We start from the raw sequence: 17,338 nt of genomic DNA, 5'->3' as shown, positions 1-17,338 counted from the left end.
GCTTTTGCCTCGAGGGATGGGACCAGCAACCATGGCGACCAAGAAAAAGAAAACAGCGGCGCGCGCGCCCAAGCGCGCATCCGTGATGACGGGTGGAAAAATCGACAAGTCCAAGCTGCCGAGCCGGCATGTCAGCGTCGGCCCCGAGCGCGCGCCGCATCGCAGCTACTATTACGCGATGGGCATGACCGAGAAGGAAATCGCCCAGCCCTTCGTCGGCGTCGTCACCACCTGGAACGAGGCCGCGCCCTGCAACATCACGCTCGGCCGCCAGGCCCAGGCGGTGAAGAAGGGTGTGAAGGCCAATGGCGGCACGCCGCGCGAATTCACCACCATTACGGTTACCGACGGCATCGCCATGGGTCACCAGGGCATGAAGTCGTCGCTGATCAGCCGCGAAGTGATTGCGGACTCCACCGAACTGACCGTGCGTGGCCATTGCTATGACGCCATCGTCGGCCTGGCCGGCTGCGACAAGTCGCTGCCCGGCCTGATGATGGCCATGGTGCGCCTGAACGTGCCGTCGATCTTCATGTATGGCGGCTCGATCCTGCCCGGCAAGTTCCGCGGCAAGGACGTCACCGTGGTCGATGTGTTCGAAGGCGTCGGCCAGCATGCCGCTGGCAAGATGAGCGACAAGGACCTGCACGAGCTGGAATGCGTGGCCTGTCCGTCGGCCGGCAGCTGTGGCGGCCAGTTCACCGCCAACACGATGGCCTGCGTGTCGGAAGCCATCGGCCTGGCGCTGCCGGGGTCGGCCGGCGCGCCGGCGCCGTATGAGACGCGCGACCAGTATGCCGAAGCCTCGGGCAAGCAGATCGTCGAGCTGATCAAGCTCGGCCTCCGCCCGCGCGACATCGTGACCCGCAAGGCGCTGGAGAATGCCGCCCGCGTGGTGGCCGCCACCGGCGGTTCGACCAACGGCGCGCTGCATCTGCCGGCGATCGCGCATGAGGCCGGCATCCGCTTCGATCTCGACGACGTCGCCAAGATCTTCAAGTCGACGCCCTATATCGCCGACCTCAAGCCGGGCGGTCGCTATGTCGCCAAGGACATGTACGAGATCGGCGGCGTGCAGGTGGTGCTGAACGAGCTGCTGAAGGGCGGCTACATTCACGGCGACTGCCTGACGGTGACCGGCAAGACCATCGAGCAGAACCTGAAGGGCGTCACCTTCCCGAAGAACCAGGACGTGGTGCGCCCGATCAGCAATCCGATCACGCCGACCGGCGGCGTGGTGGGCCTGAAGGGCAATCTGGCCCCGCGCGGCGGCATCGTGAAGGTGGCGGGCATGGCGCGGCTGAAGCATGTCGGCCCGGCGCGCGTGTTCGACAGCGAAGAAGCGGCCTTCGCCGCCGTGCAGGCCAAGAAGTACAAGGAAGGCGACGTGATCGTCATCCGCTACGAAGGCCCCAAGGGCGGCCCCGGCATGCGCGAAATGCTGTCGACCACCTCGGCGATCTACGGCCAGGGCATGGGCGAGAAGGTGGCGCTGATCACCGACGGACGTTTCTCGGGCGGCACGCGCGGCTTCTGCGTCGGCCATGTCGGGCCCGAGGCTGCTGTCGGTGGCCCGATCGGCCTGATCAAGAACGGCGACATCATCACCATCGACGCGGTGAAGGGCATCCTGAGCGTGGACGTTTCCGCCAAGGAAATGGCGGCGCGCAGGAAGAAGTGGAAGCCGCGCAAGACCGAGTACCAGTCGGGCACGCTGTGGAAATACGCCCAGACCGTGGGCGATGCCCATGACGGCGCGGTGACGCATCCCGGCGGCGCCAAGGAAGTCAAAGAATACGCTGATATTTGATTTTTACAGGCCCGTCATCCTCGGGCTTGACCCGAGGATCTCGCGCCGTTCTGCATGAGATGCCCGGGTCAAGCCCGGGCATGACGAGGTGTGTGAATGACCTATCGCGTCGCCATTGCCGGCTTCCAGCACGAGACCAATACCTTCGCGCCAACGCGCGCGACGCTCGACCTGTTCATCAAGGGCGAGGGCTGGCCGCCGCTGACCGAGGGCAGGGACATCGTCGAGGTCTTCTCGCCGATGAATATCCCGATCGGCGGCTTCATGAATGCGGCGAAGCCGAAGGGCTGGGAGCTGCATCCGATCGTCTGGGCCGCCGCCGCGCCCAGCAGCTATGTCTCGACCGAGGCGTTTGAATACATCGCCGGCAAGATCCTGAATGGCATTGCGGCGCTGAAAGGCCGCATCGACGCGGTGTATCTCGACCTGCACGGCGCCATGGTGACGGAAGCGCATGAGGACGGCGAGGGCGAGCTGCTGCGCCGTGTGCGGGCGCTGGTCGGCCCCGATATGCCGATCGGCGTCAGCCTTGACCTGCATGCCAATGTCACGCCGGAGATGCTGCAGTATTCCGACGTGATGATCGGCTACCGCACCTATCCGCATCTCGACATGGCCGTCACCGGCGCGCGCGTGCTGCGCCATATGGAAAAGCTGCTGACCGGCGAGCGTAAAAAGCAGGCCAAGGCGCTGCGGCAGATTCCCTTCCTGATTCCGCTGACGGCGCAATGCACCTTCATCGAGCCATGCAAAAGCCTGTACGACACGCTGGGCGACATGGAGCACGGCGCGGTGTCGTCGCTCAGCTTCAGCCCCGGCTTCCATCCGGCCGACATCCATCACTGCGGCCCCAGCGTGATCGCCTATGGCGACACGCAGGCCGCCGCTGACAAGGCCGCCGATGATTTCGCGCGCCAGATCATCGAACGCGAGGCCGAGTTCAAACTCAATCTCCTGTCGCCGCATGCCGCCATCGACCAGGCGCGCAAGCTGATCCAGGCCGGCGCGCGCAAATCCATCGTGCTGGCCGATGTGCAGGACAATCCCGGCACGGGCGCCACGTCGGATACCACCGGGCTGCTGGCGGCGCTCGTCGCCGAGCATGTGCCCGATGCCACGCTCGGGCTGCTGTATGACCCCGAGGTGGCGAAGATCGCGCACCAGGCCGGCGAGGGCAGCGAGATCGAGGTCAGCGTCGGCGGCAAGCTGCTCGATGTCGAGGGCGCGCGGCCCTATCGCAACCGCTTCAGGGTGGCGAAACTCGGCAGCGGCAAATTCCTCTGCACCGGGCCGTTCTACAAGGGCACGCGCATGGACCTCGGCCTGATGGCCAGATTACAGGTCAATGGTGTAGATCTTGTTATTGCATCCGCCCGCGTGCAGGCCGCCGACAAGGACCAGTACCGCCATCTCGGCATCGAGCCGGGCGAGCGGCAGATCGTCGGCGTGAAAAGCACGGTGCATTTCCGCGGCGACTTCACCGACATCGCGCACGATATCCTCAATGTCGAAAGCCCCGGCGCCTTCATCGAACGCGCCGAAACGCTGCCCTATAAAAAGCTGCGCAAGGGCATGAAACTGGCCCCCAAGGGCAGGGCCTTCTAGACGACGGCATACGCTTGAATGCGGCTCCGGATCGTATCGGTGTGGTTCGCGCGTGTTCGTGGCGGTTCGTGGGCGTTCGCCAGCGTTCGTGAGTGTTCGTGGCGCTTCGCCAGTGTTCGTGGCGCTTCGTAGGCGTTCGCCAGCGTTCGCGCGATGCTCGTGGGTGTTCGTTTCGGTTCGTTCGGCATATCTCCGTCTATCCGGGCCTAACGGCGTCTATCGCCGGGTATCGCATACACCCGTAAGTGCAGGCGTGGCCCAACAGGAACATATGTGGAACTGATGGGTGGTTTTCAAGCCCTCCAAAACCCGCGTCATGCTCGGGCTTGACCCGAGCATCTTTGGCCGGCCGGAGAGAGACCCTCGGGTCAGGCCCGAGGGTGACGTCTGGGGTCGCGAGGGTGACGAAGGGTGAGGATAACGATTTTGTAGGGGCGGTTCGCGGAATCACCTAAACTCCCGACCAACAACAAACGACGAGGAAACGGCAGCGTGGCAGCGGCGACGGCGCGGCAGGTGTTCACCCCGGACGAGATCAGACGCCTGAGCCAGCGCTCGGACTGGATGGGCGCGTATCTGGTGCTGCATGCCTGGGCGCTGATCGCCCTTGCCATGGGACTCTTCGTCTGGCTGCCCAATCCGCTGACCTTCCTTGTGGCCGTGATGGTGATCGGCGGGCGGCAGCTCGGCCTCGCCATCCTGATGCATGATGCCGCCCACGGCCTGCTGTTCAAAACGCGGCGGCTGAACGAGTTCGCCGGGCAGTGGCTCTGCGCCTTTCCGGTCGGCACCGACCTGCATCTCTACCGGCCGTATCACCTCAAGCATCATCGCCATACCCAGCAGGCCGACGACCCCGACCTGGTGCTCTCGGCGCCATTCCCGATCAGCCGCCAGAGCCTGCGGCGCAAGATCTGGCGCGACATCACCGGCAATACCGGCCTCACGCGGCGCAAACAGCAGATCATGGCCATCTGGCGCGAGGCGGGCCTGTCATGGGCGGAACGCTGGTTGCGCCTGAAACAGGGCGGCCTGGTCGGCTTCGTCATCACCAATGCGCTGATGTGGATGGCGATGAGCGCCGTTGGTTTGTGGTGGCTCTATCCGGCGCTGTGGCTGCTGCCGCTGCTCACCTGGTACCAGCTGGTCAGCCGCATCCGCAACATCGCCGAACATGCCGTGGTGCCCGACAACGACGACCCGTTGCGTAACACGCGCACGACCTACGCGAACCCGCTGGCGCGGCTGCTGCTCGCGCCCTACTGGGTGAACTACCACCTCGAGCATCACCTGCTGCTCAGTCTGCCGTGCTGGAAACTGCCGGCGGCGCATCGTGTGCTGATCGCGAAAGGCCTGCGCGAGCAGATGGAGCTGCGCGGCGGCTATCTGGAAGTGCTGCGCATGGCGGCGAGCGCGGTGGGGGATGCAGGCGGCGGATCAGGCGGGGCGAAGGTTCAGTACATTTAGAGCTAACGCCCATACGGAAGGTCTTCGATCAGTGCTATCCCAGGCGTAGTTAGCCAGTTGTAAAATTCGTCACGGGTGAGCGTCCCTTCTCGCAAACGAAGTATAGCTTCACAAAAATCTGAAACATCAACGACGCACAGTCGCCCGCAGCGCTCTATAATGCCGGGGACGCTAGGTTCGACACCAGGGCTGCACAATGTAACGCAGAAGTTCTCCCGAAGGCCGATTACTTCAGATGCGCCCAAAACCTCCATCGCTGAATTTAACGGAACCAAGTCCGTATCGGTCTGTCGGGTCTTTAATTCAACAACAAGAGGCGGATACTTTTCAATGGTAACTAAGTAATCAGGGTGTGCTTGTTTCTTGCGGCCATCTAGATTCTCAAAATTTATTGAGGCGAACTGCAAACAGTCCTCAAAGGAAGCCTCAAACTCGTCTCCTCGGCGTAAATATAGATTGTTGATGATGTCTACGCCGTGGAAGCGTTCAGCGCGCCTTCGGTGAAGTTGCAGACAAAACTCCCTGTCCTTGACTTTCCACCTCTTCGCGGCATCGCGAACATTGTTTGCAATTCCTGGATTGTCGACCGCATCCAATGCTTCGCGCCTACTGGCGTCTGCCGCTTCATTTCCATTCATTAAATCGATAGGTCGGACCAAGTTGTAATCTGACAATGAAAGGATTTGGAGTCGTGACAACCGTTTGCGCCTTCCAGGGAGTTCCAAAGCCGTCATCCATAATACGTTCCCAGGCAGGCCCGCATTAATTCTTGTGGCTACTCTCCGTATTGGTCGGGCGAGGCGACGTAAAGCCTCAACCTCTACTCCTCCACCCCTCAATGCTTCTGGTTTGCTTTCGTCTGCCAAAGTTGGCGATGTTGTGGCGGCTAAAATCTCCGATATACCTGTCAATATCCAAGCTGCATCTGTGCACAGAGATTGTGCCACCCCCATGCGTATGCCTTGAGCTGGCATATCTGCGTCGCGGCGAATACTGCCGGTAGATCGCTTGGTTATAATTAGGGCACCATTTGCGGCGGAGACATCACCCATCCATGGACGATGGAATAGTACGGCATCGAGGCGACGAGCGTAATCGTTCGGCAATAAATTCGGCTGTGACACACGCCAACTAACGTATCGTGTTGGCCGACCGCCATCATAATTAAATTCCGGAGAACTCAATGCCGCGTGTGCCAGCACGAAAAGGAGGTCGTCTTCTCCATCAGATTCATCATCTTGCGGCAGCATTGCCACTAGTTGCGCCCCAGATTCGACAAGGCCGTTTATGAAGTAGAGGGCGGTTTCAGGTTTGAGTCCTGACTGTGCAACGGCATATCCGAACGCACTTGTTGTTAAACGTCCTCGCGCTTCGATGAGGCAGCCGGCATTAATTAAACGATCTATGTGTCCGTTAAGATGCTCTTCCCAGTGTTGTACCCCTTGAGCATTCCGTGATCTTTCGCGCTCGGCGCTTAAACTAGATTCTAGCAGAGCAAAAGCATCCGCACGTGTTGCGCAAAGCTTTCCCGCAAATATTTGGAGGGTTAACGAGCCAAAATCATCAGGTGTAATTCCAATCCCTATCGCCTCTTGTTCGTTGAAGTTTATAAGTGCTAAGGCGCTCATAATGGGAGCGTCATCCTCCACTGCTATAATCACCTTCGCTTCACGAGCGGCTTGGCCCATGCGTCCCACTCGCCCAGCCATATTCTGGAATTCTGCTCTTCCAATTGGTTCGTAAACTCGACGTTCCGAATTCCAACGTCTCCAAGAAGCGAAAACCGCGCTTCCAAGGGGGAAATTGACACCAGCCGCTAATGTGCTAGTCGCATAGACGACATCGACACTATTCTCTGCTAACTTAGCTTCAACGAAATTTCTTTCGTCCTCACTTAGTTCGGAGTTATGGAAGGCGCATCGACGCTCCAAAGCTCTGATTAAATCCGGATTAATATCCAGTCCAGCAGGGACGCGAACTTGGTTCGTAATAGGCTTTCCGGCGATCCACTCCGACGATAAGTTGTACGTGTCGTCAACTCTCATGCAGAACACTATCACCGGATAGTGGTCTCGGTTGGCCAAAAGTTCAGTGACAATTCGGTTTGTTGCTCTTTGCCGTACCACCTGTTGTATTTGGGGTGCGCCGTCTCTGCCTGGCGCTAAGGCTACGTCGTAAACTGCCGTGTTTGAACGACATTCAATTTGTAGAGCTTTTTCTCGAATAGGATTTCTTATTAGTTCGAGGTCGAGCCAGTCGGAAATGTGATTCGCGTCATTTTCACTTAAGACTGCAGACAGGCCAATGAACTGCTTCCATCTAGCCTTTCTCAGTAAGGTTAAGAGAAGCTCGATATTCTGACCGCGTCTTTTATCTCCTAGTATTTGTATTTCGTCGCAGACCAGACAGGTGTTTGTTAAATCTCTCGGAGCGCCGCCTGAGGACAGGCATCCAAGAAACTTTTCGTATGTGGCGATAAGAATAGTTGCGGTGAGGGGTGCGCTTACCTTCCGTCCAGACGCGTCCTCAACTCCATCTCCTGTGGCGCATATTATTGAGCTTGCGTCGATCCCAAAGTTTGGATTGTTAAAGAGAGTTTGGACTTCTACGAATTTCTGCTTCGCTAGCGCACGATGAGATACTAGGTATACAGCTCGCGCTCCGCTCTGGATGGCTGAAGCAATTGTCCACCATCCAATAAGCGTTTTACCTGTGGATGTAGGCGCGCTTATAAGGGCGCTTCGGCCTGTAGCAATTCCTCTTTCCAACGCTTCAAATTGAATGTCTGTTAATGAAGGTTCGCCATTTTCAGTCGGCATAAGTTCGGCAGTAGCCTGAATAGCCGGCGACAATCCATGATTTTCTGGCAAGTGATTTTTCATTGTGCCCCCCTCATTTACAGACAATCTATAGTTGATTGTCCGATTTTATGAAGAAGAGTTTAGGACTTATCCCGCCTACAATATTAGGTTTGAATTTATCGCGAGGGACTTGAGTGGAAGCGATGGCTTCCAAAATGATACCCTGAGTCAGACTGTCCGGGACACGGGATTGAGCGAGAATGAGAACAGACGGAAAATAGCTAGCAAGTATACCACGGCTTGTACTCGCACAGTTCTTCGGCACCTCGCTTTCTGCGTAGCCGCCGCAGTCATATGATCTACTGCGTCTATATCACGTGCCCCGCTCAATGACGACCTCGCCTGTCCGGCCCACGGAGCGCTTCCAGTGGGGCCGGACAGGCTTGGGTTCAGCCGAACGCCATTCAGCGTCGGCCGATCACCTCACTCATTCGGCAACGGCGATGCCGCTGCCGCCGAGTTCGGCGGGGAAGTCTTTCAGTTTCGGCAGGCCGTCGCGCATCGGCAGCACGGTCTCGGCGTAGTTCACATGCACGCCGGGCTTGAACTCAACTGAAGGGATCGTCGCGGCATAGACATCGGTCAGCCCGAAGGTGGGATGCCCGGTCATCACATGCCCGCCGCATTTGGTGCAGAACTGGCGTTCGCTGGTCGGGGTCTTGATGAAGGTGGCGAGAAAGCTCTTGCCCTTGGTCACCTTCACGTTTTCCGGCTTCCACAGGGTGAAGGCATTCACCGGCCCGGCCGACCACGAGCGGCAGGATTCGCAATGGCAATAGCCCATGGCTTCGGGGGCTCCGGACACTTCTATCTCGACGGCGCCGCAGAAGCAGGCACCGGTGTGCGTATGAGTCATGATGGATCTCTGGCTGGATTGATGTTTTGCGGGAAGCGGGGCCGCATGCGGCACCCGCGCGCCTTCAGCAGGCGCTTGCGTCAGGTCGACGTCATTTGAGCGGTCCTCCAGCCTGGGCTGCGCTCCGTCGTGAGGGGGCACCCTTGCGCTTGCGTGTGCGCGGCCCCGTCTGACTCTTCTGTTGCCGCTTCCCAACGGCCGCAGAGGTCGGTTGCCTGGTCATCTGTGTCTGCATCATCATGCAGTCGAGGATCGCCTCGAAGGCGGTGAGCACCACCGATTTGCGATCCATGCCCCAGGCGATCATCGTGCCGCCTTCCAGCGCGCTGAAGATCACCACGGCGGCCTGTTCGGGCGGCAGCGGCGGCGCAAGGATTCCGGCGGCGGTGCCCTCGCGCACCACGTCGGCCAGCCAGTCGATCTGCATCTGGAAGAATTGCTGGATCGACGGATAGGTGCTTTCCGGCAGCACGCCGCGTTCGGCGGACAGCGTGCCGCAGACCGGCATCATTCCGCTCTCCACCGAGAAGAGGAAGGTGGCGGCATAGGCGCGCAGCTTGTCGCGCACATCGGCATGATCGCGCGTCAGCTGCACCAGCGTCGCGCGGCCGCGATCGAGGCAGCGCGCCAGGATCGCCAGCACCAGCGCTTCCTTGCTGGCGAAGTGATAATGCACGCTCGCCTTGGTGATGCCGAGATCGGCGGCAAGATCGGCATAGCTGAAGGCCGTGTAGCCGCGCGAACGCATCAGCGTTTCGGCCTTGTCGAGAATCAGCTGTCCTGTGTCGGCGGTCATGCCGGCTACTTACCTACTGGTAGGTAGGGAGTCCAGTCGCTTTTTCAGACTCCGGCGCAGCGCGAGAGTCGCTCGCCGTTTTGTGATCAAACGTAATACACAAGGGCGAAAGTGCGTTTCCCCGGCCACCGTTCAGCGGCGGCCGGGGAAACCTGTCGTCGGGATTTACGCCAGATCAAAGCGATCCGCGTTCATCACCTTGGTCCAGGCGGCGACGAAGTCGCGCACGAAGGTCTGCTTCGCATCGTCCTGGGCATAGAGCTCGGCATAGGCGCGCAGCACCGAGTTGGAGCCGAACACCAGGTCCACGCGCGTCGCGGTCCATTTCACCTGGCCGGTTTTGCGGTCGCGAATCTCGTAGAGATTCTTGCCCGCCGGTTTCCAGGTATTGGCCATGTCGGTCAGGTTGACGAAGAAATCAGTCGTCAGCGCGCCGACGCGGTCGGTGAACACGCCATGCTTCGCACCGCCATGGTTGGCGCCCAGCACGCGCAACCCGCCGACCAGCACGGTCATTTCCGGGGCCGTGAGCCCCATCAGCTGGGTGCGGTCGAGCAGCAGCTCTTCCGCGCTGACGGCATAGTCCTCCTTCAGCCAGTTGCGGTAGCCGTCATGGATCGGCTCCAGCACATCGAAGGAGGCTGCATCGGTCTGCGCATCGCTCGCGTCGCCGCGGCCGGGTACGAAGGGCACCGTGATGCTGTCGAAGCCGGCGGCTTTCGCCGCCTGTTCGACGCCGACATTGCCGGCCAGCACGATCACGTCAGCGACACTTGCGCCGCTGTCGCGTGCGATGGTCTCCAGAATGCCGAGCACCTTGGCGAGGCGCTGCGGCTCGTTGCCGGCCCAGTCCTTCTGCGGGGCCAGCCGGATGCGCGCGCCGTTGGCGCCGCCGCGCATATCCGAGCCACGATAGGTGCGCGCGCTGTCCCAGGCGGTGCTGACCAGCTCCGCGATGCTGAGGCCGCTGGCGGCGATGCGCGCCTTCACATGGCCGATGTCGTATTGCGTGCTGCCGGCCGGCACCGGATCCTGCCAGATCAGGTCTTCCTGCGGCACATCCGGGCCGAGATAGCGCACCTTCGGGCCCATGTCGCGATGGGTCAGCTTGAACCAGGCGCGGGCGAAGACATCCGAGAAATACGCCTGATCCTTGGCGAAACGCTCGGAGATCTGCCGATAGGCCGGATCGACCTTCATCGCCATGTCGGCATCGGTCATGATCGGCATGCGGCGGATGCTGGGGTCTTCCACATCCACCGGCATGTCTTCCGGTTTGATGCCGATCGGCTGCCACTGGTTGGCACCGGCCGGGCTTTTCTTCAGCTCCCACTCATAGCCGAGCAGCAGCTTGAAATAGCCGTTGTCCCATTTGGTCGGATGCGTGGTCCAGGCGCCTTCGAGGCCGCTGGTGACGGTGTCGCGGCCGATGCCACGGCCGGTCTTGTTGAGCCAGCCGAAGCCCTGGTCTTCCACCGCGCCGTCTTCCGGGCTGGGGCCGAGTTTCGCCGCATCGCCGTTGCCATGCGCCTTGCCGACCGTGTGCCCGCCGGCGGTGAGCGCGACGGTTTCCTCGTCGTCCATCGCCATGCGCGCAAACGTCAGGCGCACGTCATGCGCGGTGCGCTGCGGATCGGGCTTGCCGCCGACGCCTTCGGGATTGACGTAGATCAGGCCCATCTGCACGGCGGCGAGCGGATTGGCCAGCGACTGGCGGTCGTCGCCGTCATAACGCTCCGAGCCGAGCCATTCCTTCTCGGCGCCCCAGTAGACGTCTTTCTCGGGATGCCAGATATCCTCGCGGCCGAAACCGAAGCCGAAGGTTTTCAGGCCCATCGACTCATAGGCGATGGTGCCGGCCAGGATGATCAGGTCGGCCCAGCTGATGCGGTTGCCGTATTTTTTCTTGATCGGCCAGAGCAGGCGGCGCGCCTTGTCGAGATTGGCATTGTCAGGCCAGGAATTCAGCGGCGCGAAACGCTGGTTGCCGGTGCCGCCGCCGCCGCGACCATCGGCCATGCGATAGGAACCGGCGGCATGCCAGGCCATGCGGATCATCAGACCGCCGTAATGGCCCCAGTCGGCCGGCCACCAGTCCTGGCTGTCGGTCATCAGCGCGGTCAGGTCGCCCTTGAGGGCGGCGACATCCAGCTCGCGCAACGCGGCGCGGTAGCTGAAGCCGCGACCCAGCGGGTTGGTCTTGGCATCGTGCTGGTGCAGGATGTCGAGGTTGAGCGCGTTGGGCCACCAGTTGGTGACGGTGGTGCCCGCCGCCGTTATCCCACCATGCATCACGGGGCATTTGCCTGCAGTCATGTCGTGTCTCCTGTCTCACCGGCTCAAGCTTGAGCGGAGCCAGACTATGCCTTGCGCCATCTTCGGGGAAATTGATTGTGATCAAGACTGTGATCGGTTTTTTCGATCATACCGGCGGCGGCAAGTGAGGCAGGCATGATGCTCCGTGCACCGCTTGCCATCCTGGTCGTCGCGCAGTTCTTCGGCACCTCGCTGTGGTTCTCCTTCAACGCGGCGGCCATCGATCTGCAGGCGATCCTCGATCTGTCGGCGGGCGATATCGGCTGGCTCACCAATGCGGTGCAGCTCGGCTTCATCGCCGGCACGCTGCTCATTGCGCTGTCCGGCCTGGCCGATCGCTTCGCCGCGCATCGCATTTTCTTTGTCTCCTGCCTGATCGGCGCGGCGACCAATGCCGCCTTCATCCTGTGCTATCGCGACTATCCGCTGGCGTTTGCGCTGCGCGTGCTCACCGGCCTGTCGCTCGCCGGCATCTATCCCATCGGCATGAAGCTGGTGATCGGCTGGACCAGGGGCGCCACCGGCGGCGCTTTAGGCCTGCTCGTCGGCATGCTGGTGCTGGGCACTGCCTTGCCGCATGGCATTCGCGGCGTGGACAGTGGCGTGCCGTGGGAGATCGCGGTCGGCGCGGCCTCGGTTCTGGCTTTGCTCGGCGGCTTTGCCGTGCTGTGGCTGGGCGAGGGGCCGTATCTCGCCAGAGGGCGCGCGAAACCCTTGAGCGGACGCGCGGTGCTGACGGCTTTCCGCATTCCGGCGTTTCGCGCCGCGGCGCTCGGCTATTTCGGGCATATGTGGGAACTCTATGCCTTCTGGACGCTGTTGCCGTTTTTACTCGTGATGGCACGACCGGATCTCGCGGCCGGCGCGGTGTCGCTGCTCAGTTTCGCGGTGATCGGCATCGGCGCGCTCGGCTGCGTGCTGGGCGGCATTGTCAGCAAGCGCATCGGCAGCGCGAAGGTCGCGGCGCTGATGCTCGGGCTGTCGGGTGCCTTGTGTCTGTTCTATCCGGTGTTCGGCAGCGGTCTGCCCTGGCCGGCGTTGCTCGTGTTGCTGCTGGTCTGGGGTTTTGCCGTGGTGGCGGACTCGCCGCAATTCTCGGCCCTGTCGGGCGCCGCCTGTCCGCCGGATGCGGTGGGCAGCGCGCTGGCGATCCAGAATGCCATCGGCTTCGCCATCACCACGGTCGCCATCGCGCTGGCGACGCAGTGGCTCAGCCTGCTCGGGCCTTACGTTGCGCTATTGCTGCTGCCCGGCCCGGTGCTGGGCCTGATCGGCCTCGCGCCCCTGTTGCGGCGGCGTGGAATCTCCTAGATTGCCGCAGGCTTTGAAGGGAAAACTGCCATGCTCACCGTCCATCACCTGAACAATTCGCGCTCGCAGCGCGTGCTCTGGCTGCTCGAGGAACTCGGCGTGCCCTATCAGGTGAAACGCTACGAGCGCAACAAGGCCACCATGCGCGCGCCGGCCGAGCTGCAGCAGGTGCATCCGCTCGGCAAGTCGCCGGTGATCGAGACCGAGGATGGCGGCGACCGTCTCGCCGAGACCGGCGCGATCATCGAATACCTGATCGAACGCTACGACACGCAGCGCATGCTGGTGCCCGCGCCGGGCACGCCGGAAAAACTGCAATGGACCTACTGGCTGCATTACGCCGAAGGTTCGGCCATGCCGCTGCTGCTGCTCAAGCTGGTCTTCCTGCGCATGCCGGCGGGCGTGCCCTTCTTCCTGCGGCCGCTGGTGAAGAAGATCGCGAAGACGGCGCAGGTGAAGGTGACCGATCCGCAGATCAGCCAGCATATGCTCTACTGGGCCGACGCGCTGCGCCAGGGCAATGGCTGGTTCGCCGGCAAGGCCTTCTCGGCCGCCGATATCATGATGAGCTTCCCGCTCGAGGCCGCGGCGGCGCGCGTCGGGCTGGGCGAGGGCCATGGCCCGATCCGCGACTTCCTCGAACGCATCCACGCCCGTCCGGCCTTCCTGCGCGCGCTTGAGACTGGCGGGCCGTATGAGCTGCTGAAATAGGAAACCATTGCCTCTGTCCCGCGTTGTCCTAGCTGGAGCTGCAGACCCAGCGCGGAGGGACGAAGCATGGCCAATACCCAGCAAGCGACCGGCAAGTCGAAAAATCGCGGCAAACAGCGCCTTGAGCCGAATGAAAAGCATCCCATCCAGATCGACGAATTCCCCGGCCGCGTGCGCGTCGCCTTCAACGGGCATCTGATCGCCAACACCGCCAATGCCGTGCGGCTGCAGGAAGCCGATTACCCGCCGGTCTATTACATTCCGCGCCACGACTGCGACTGGCGCCTGTTCACGCCGAGCGACCATGCCAGCCATTGCCCCTACAAGGGCGAGGCGTCGTATTTCCATCTCGATGTCGATGGCAAACGCGCCCGGGATGCGGTGTGGAGCTACGAGGAGCCCAATCCGGCTGTCTCAAGAATCGGCGGCTTCGTCGCCTTCTATCCCGACCGCGTCGACCGCATCGAAGCGGACTGAGTTTCAGGCGATCTCGCAGATCACCGGCGTGTGGTCGGAGGCTTTTTCCTGGCCGCGCGGGCCGCGGTCGATCTCGCAGGACAACAAGCGGTCGGCCAGCGCGGGCGAGAGCAGGAAATGGTCGATGCGCAGCCCGTTGTTGCGCGGCCAGGCGCCGGCCTGGTAGTCCCAGAAGCTGTATTCGACCTCGCGCGGATGCAGCGCGCGCCAGGCTTCGGTCAGGCCGAGGTTGCACAGCGCGCGCCAGGCGCGGCGGCTGTCGGGCGCGCAGAGCGCATCCTCGGCCCAGCCGGCCGGATCGTACACATCGGCGTCGGCTGGGCAGATGTTGAAATCGCCGGTCATCATGAAGGGCGCGCCGGTGGCCAGCAGCGCGATGGCGCGCTGCCGCAGGCGCTCCATCCAGCGCAGCTTGTAGTCATATTTCTCGCCCGGGCGCGGATTGCCGTTCGGCAGGTACAGTCCGCAGATGGTGACACCGCCGACGTCGCCCTCGATATAGCGCGACTGTTCATCGGTGTCGTCGCCGGCAAGGCGGATGCGCACGTCGTCGGGTTTGGTCAGGCTGAGGAAGGCGACGCCGTTGTAGCTTTTCTGGCCGTGGCTGGTGACGTGATAGCCGAGGCTCTCGAATTCCAGGCGCGGGAAATCCGGGTCCTGGCATTTGATTTCCTGCAGCACGCAGACATCGGGTTTCGCCTCGCGCAGCCAGCCGGTGACATTGGGCAGGCGCGCCTTGACCGAGTTCACATTCCAGGTGGCGATTCTCATGGCCGCGAGTATCGGCCAAGGCGGTGGCTGCGCCTAGAGGCGCGCGCCGTCAGACGGCAAACGAATTGCCGCAGCCGCAGCTCGAGGTGGCGAGCGGGTTGTTGATACGGAAGCCGGCCCCGGACAGGTCCTCGACGAAATCCAGTTCCGAGCCGCGCAGGAAGTCCAGCGACACGGTATCGACCAGCAGACGGGCGCCGTCGCGCGTGATCACCACGTCATCAGCGGTCTCGTCGGCATCCAGCGTGAAGCTGTACTGGAAGCCGGAGCAGCCGCCGCCCGAGACGCTGATCCGCAGGCCGAGCGCCGGATTGCCCTCCGACTCGGCCACTTTCAGGATGCGCCGGGCCGCGGACGCGGTCAGGCCCAACTCGCCGCCGGCAGGGGCGCTCGGGGTCTGAGCAGGTGCAGTCTGGGTCGCGGTCTCGGTCATCTGGTGTTTACGCTTGGTTTACCAATAATTTGCCACATTCGATCAGCAATTTAGGGGCTGCCGCGCGGAAGTCAATTTGGCAGACCACACATTCCCCCGCGCCGCGTTGCGGCAGGGCGGTCATATGGCTACTTTCCGCCCGAATACCGCCGCCCAGTACATAAAAGAAAAGCCTGTCCGAAAATGAACGTTTTTTCCGAATTCCGCCGCGATGTGATGCGGGCCGTCGAAAGCCTGAATCTGCCGGGCGACCTGCCGCTCAAGGCGGTCGCGGTCGAACCGCCGCGTGACCCCGCCCATGGCGACCTCGCCACCAATGCCGCCATGGTGATCGCCAAGCCGGCCGGGATGGCGCCACGCGCGCTGGCCGAAAAGCTGAAACCCCTGCTGGAAGCCAATCCGCAGGTCACCGCCGTCGAGATCGCCGGGCCCGGCTTCATCAACCTGCGCCTCAAGCCTGAATATTGGCAGGCGCAGATCGCCACGATCCTCAAGGCCGGTCTGGCTTATGGCGACAGCACGGCCGGGCAGGGCGTGAAAGTGAATGTGGAATACGTCTCGGCCAACCCGACCGGCCCGATGCATGTCGGCCATTGCCGAGGCGCGGTGTTCGGCGATGCGCTGGCCGCCCTGCTCGACAAGGGTGGCTTCGACGTCACCCGCGAATACTACATCAACGATGCCGGCGCGCAGGTCGATGTACTGGCGCGCTCAACGCATCTGCGTTACCGCGAGGCGCTGGGCGAGAGCATCACGATTCCCGAGGGCCTGTATCCGGGAGACTACCTCAAGCCGGTCGGCGATGCGCTGGCCAAGAAGTATGGCGACAAGTTCCAATCCGCACCCGAAGCCGAGTGGCTGACACTGTTCCGGACCCAAGCCACCGAGGCGATGATGGGCATGGTGCGCGAGGATCTCGCCGCGCTGAACATCCATCATGCCGTGTTCACCTCGGAAAAAGCGCTGCATGAGAGCGGCGCGGTGCAGACCGCGTTCGACCGCCTGCACCAGCGCGACCTGATCTATACCGGCGTGCTGGAGCCGCCGAAGGGCAAGCTGCCTGACGATTACGAGGCGCGTCCGCAGGCGCTGTTCAAGGCCAGCGAATTTGGCGACGACACGGATCGGCCGCTGAAAAAGTCGGATGGCAGCTGGACCTATTTCGGCGCCGACATCGCCTATCATGACGACAAGTATCGGCGTGGCTTCCACCAGATGATCGACGTCTGGGGCGCTGACCATGGCGGATACGTCAAGCGCATGAAGGCGGCCGTGAAGGCGCTCTCGAACGGTGAGGCCGAGCTCGACGTCAAGCTGGTGCAGATGGTCAACTTGCTGGATGACGGCCAGCCGGTCCGCATGTCCAAGCGCGCGGGCACGTTTGTCACCTTGCGCGATGTGGTGGATGAAGTCGGCAAGGATGTCGTTCGCTTCATCATGCTGACGCGCAAGAACGACGCGCAGCTCGATTTCGATTTCAAGAAGGTGACCGAGCAGTCGAAGGACAACCCGGTCTTCTATGTGCAGTATGCCCATGCGCGCATCTGTTCGGTGCTGCGCAATGCGAAAACCGAAGTGCCCGACGTCGAGACGTCGGATGCCGCATTGGCCAAGGCCGATATGACGAAGTTGTCACACCCGGCCGAACTGGCGCTGGTCAAACTGCTGGCGTCGTGGCCGCGGCTTGTCGAGTCGGCGGCCGAGGCGCATGAGCCGCATCGCGTGGCCTTCTTCCTGCAGGATGTGGCAGCCAGCTTCCACGGGTTGTGGAATGTCGGGCGTGACGATGTGGGAATGCGTTTCCTGTTGCCCGAGGATGGCGACCTGACCCGTGCGCGGCTCGCGATGCTGCGTGCCGTGGCGCTGGTGATCGCTTCGGGCCTTGCGGTGATGGGCGTGACGCCCGTCGAAGAAATGAGGTGAG

The 17,338-nt window shown here is 62.0% G+C and carries 13 protein-coding genes; 7 read left to right on the top strand and 6 right to left on the bottom strand.

The features are described 5' to 3' along the window. Positions 1 to 31 precede the first annotated feature (31 nt). From ilvD to FNB15_RS16970, 3 genes are all read left to right on the top strand, one after another. Positions 32 to 1,810, top strand: a complete 1,779-nt coding sequence (gene ilvD / locus FNB15_RS16980; RefSeq protein WP_425460265.1) for a dihydroxy-acid dehydratase — start codon at positions 32 to 34, stop codon at positions 1,808 to 1,810. A 96-nt stretch (positions 1,811 to 1,906) separates the two neighbouring features. Further along, positions 1,907 to 3,415, top strand: a complete 1,509-nt coding sequence (locus FNB15_RS16975; RefSeq protein ID WP_144257852.1) for a M81 family metallopeptidase — start codon at positions 1,907 to 1,909, stop codon at positions 3,413 to 3,415. A 492-nt stretch (positions 3,416 to 3,907) separates the two neighbouring features. After that, entirely contained in the window at positions 3,908 to 4,882 is a 975-nt protein-coding gene (locus FNB15_RS16970; protein ID WP_221932671.1) for a fatty acid desaturase family protein, read from the top strand. Positions 4,883 to 4,884: 2 nt separating this feature from the next. Here FNB15_RS16970 and FNB15_RS16965 read toward each other — a convergent pair whose 3' ends face one another. The 4 genes from FNB15_RS16965 to katG all read right to left on the bottom strand — a co-directional run bounded on the left by FNB15_RS16965 (position 4,885) and on the right by katG (position 11,711). After that, positions 4,885 to 7,764 carry a DEAD/DEAH box helicase gene (locus FNB15_RS16965; protein ID WP_144257851.1) on the bottom strand — a complete coding sequence of 960 codons (2,880 nt, stop codon included), beginning with the start codon at positions 7,762 to 7,764 and terminating at the stop codon, positions 4,885 to 4,887. Positions 7,765 to 8,170: 406 nt separating this feature from the next. Beyond that, a complete protein-coding gene (locus tag FNB15_RS16960; protein WP_144257850.1) occupies positions 8,171 to 8,599 on the bottom strand; it encodes a GFA family protein in 429 nt (142 codons plus the stop codon). A 91-nt stretch (positions 8,600 to 8,690) separates the two neighbouring features. Beyond that, positions 8,691 to 9,395, bottom strand: coding sequence for a TetR/AcrR family transcriptional regulator (locus FNB15_RS16955; RefSeq protein WP_144257849.1), 705 nt, complete (start codon positions 9,393 to 9,395; stop codon positions 8,691 to 8,693). Positions 9,396 to 9,560: 165 nt separating this feature from the next. Beyond that, on the bottom strand, positions 9,561 to 11,711 hold the full coding sequence (gene katG / locus FNB15_RS16950) for a catalase/peroxidase HPI (RefSeq protein ID WP_144257848.1): 2,151 nt from the start codon (positions 11,709 to 11,711) through the stop codon (positions 9,561 to 9,563). A 135-nt stretch (positions 11,712 to 11,846) separates the two neighbouring features. Here katG and FNB15_RS16945 point away from each other — a divergent pair, with 135 nt between their 5' ends. From FNB15_RS16945 to FNB15_RS16935, 3 genes are all read left to right on the top strand, one after another. Next, positions 11,847 to 13,022, top strand: a complete 1,176-nt coding sequence (locus FNB15_RS16945; RefSeq protein WP_221932670.1) for an MFS transporter — start codon at positions 11,847 to 11,849, stop codon at positions 13,020 to 13,022. 30 nt (positions 13,023 to 13,052) lie between these two features. Further along, a complete protein-coding gene (locus FNB15_RS16940) occupies positions 13,053 to 13,733 on the top strand; it encodes a glutathione S-transferase family protein (RefSeq protein ID WP_144257847.1) in 681 nt (226 codons plus the stop codon). A 66-nt stretch (positions 13,734 to 13,799) separates the two neighbouring features. After that, a complete protein-coding gene (locus FNB15_RS16935; RefSeq protein WP_144257846.1) occupies positions 13,800 to 14,210 on the top strand; it encodes a DUF427 domain-containing protein in 411 nt (136 codons plus the stop codon). Between the two features lie 3 nt (positions 14,211 to 14,213). Here FNB15_RS16935 and xth read toward each other — a convergent pair whose 3' ends face one another. Both xth and erpA read right to left on the bottom strand, forming a co-directional pair. Beyond that, a complete protein-coding gene (xth, locus tag FNB15_RS16930) occupies positions 14,214 to 14,981 on the bottom strand; it encodes an exodeoxyribonuclease III (protein WP_144257845.1) in 768 nt (255 codons plus the stop codon). Between the two features lie 49 nt (positions 14,982 to 15,030). Then, on the bottom strand, positions 15,031 to 15,414 hold the full coding sequence (gene erpA / locus FNB15_RS16925; protein WP_144257844.1) for an iron-sulfur cluster insertion protein ErpA: 384 nt from the start codon (positions 15,412 to 15,414) through the stop codon (positions 15,031 to 15,033). Between the two features lie 183 nt (positions 15,415 to 15,597). Between erpA and argS the strand changes: the two genes are divergently transcribed. Then, the gene (argS, locus tag FNB15_RS16920; RefSeq protein WP_144257843.1) at positions 15,598 to 17,337 is read left to right on the top strand and encodes an arginine--tRNA ligase; all 1,740 of its coding nucleotides are present in this window, start codon (positions 15,598 to 15,600) and stop codon (positions 17,335 to 17,337) included. The last annotated feature ends 1 nt before the right edge of the window (position 17,338 follow it).

This window comes from Ferrovibrio terrae (assembly GCF_007197755.1).
In the GTDB taxonomy this organism is placed as follows: Bacteria; Pseudomonadota; Alphaproteobacteria; order Ferrovibrionales; family Ferrovibrionaceae; genus Ferrovibrio; species Ferrovibrio terrae.
Note: the sequence above shows the minus strand (reverse complement) of the source record. Positions and strands in the feature narration are given on the sequence as shown.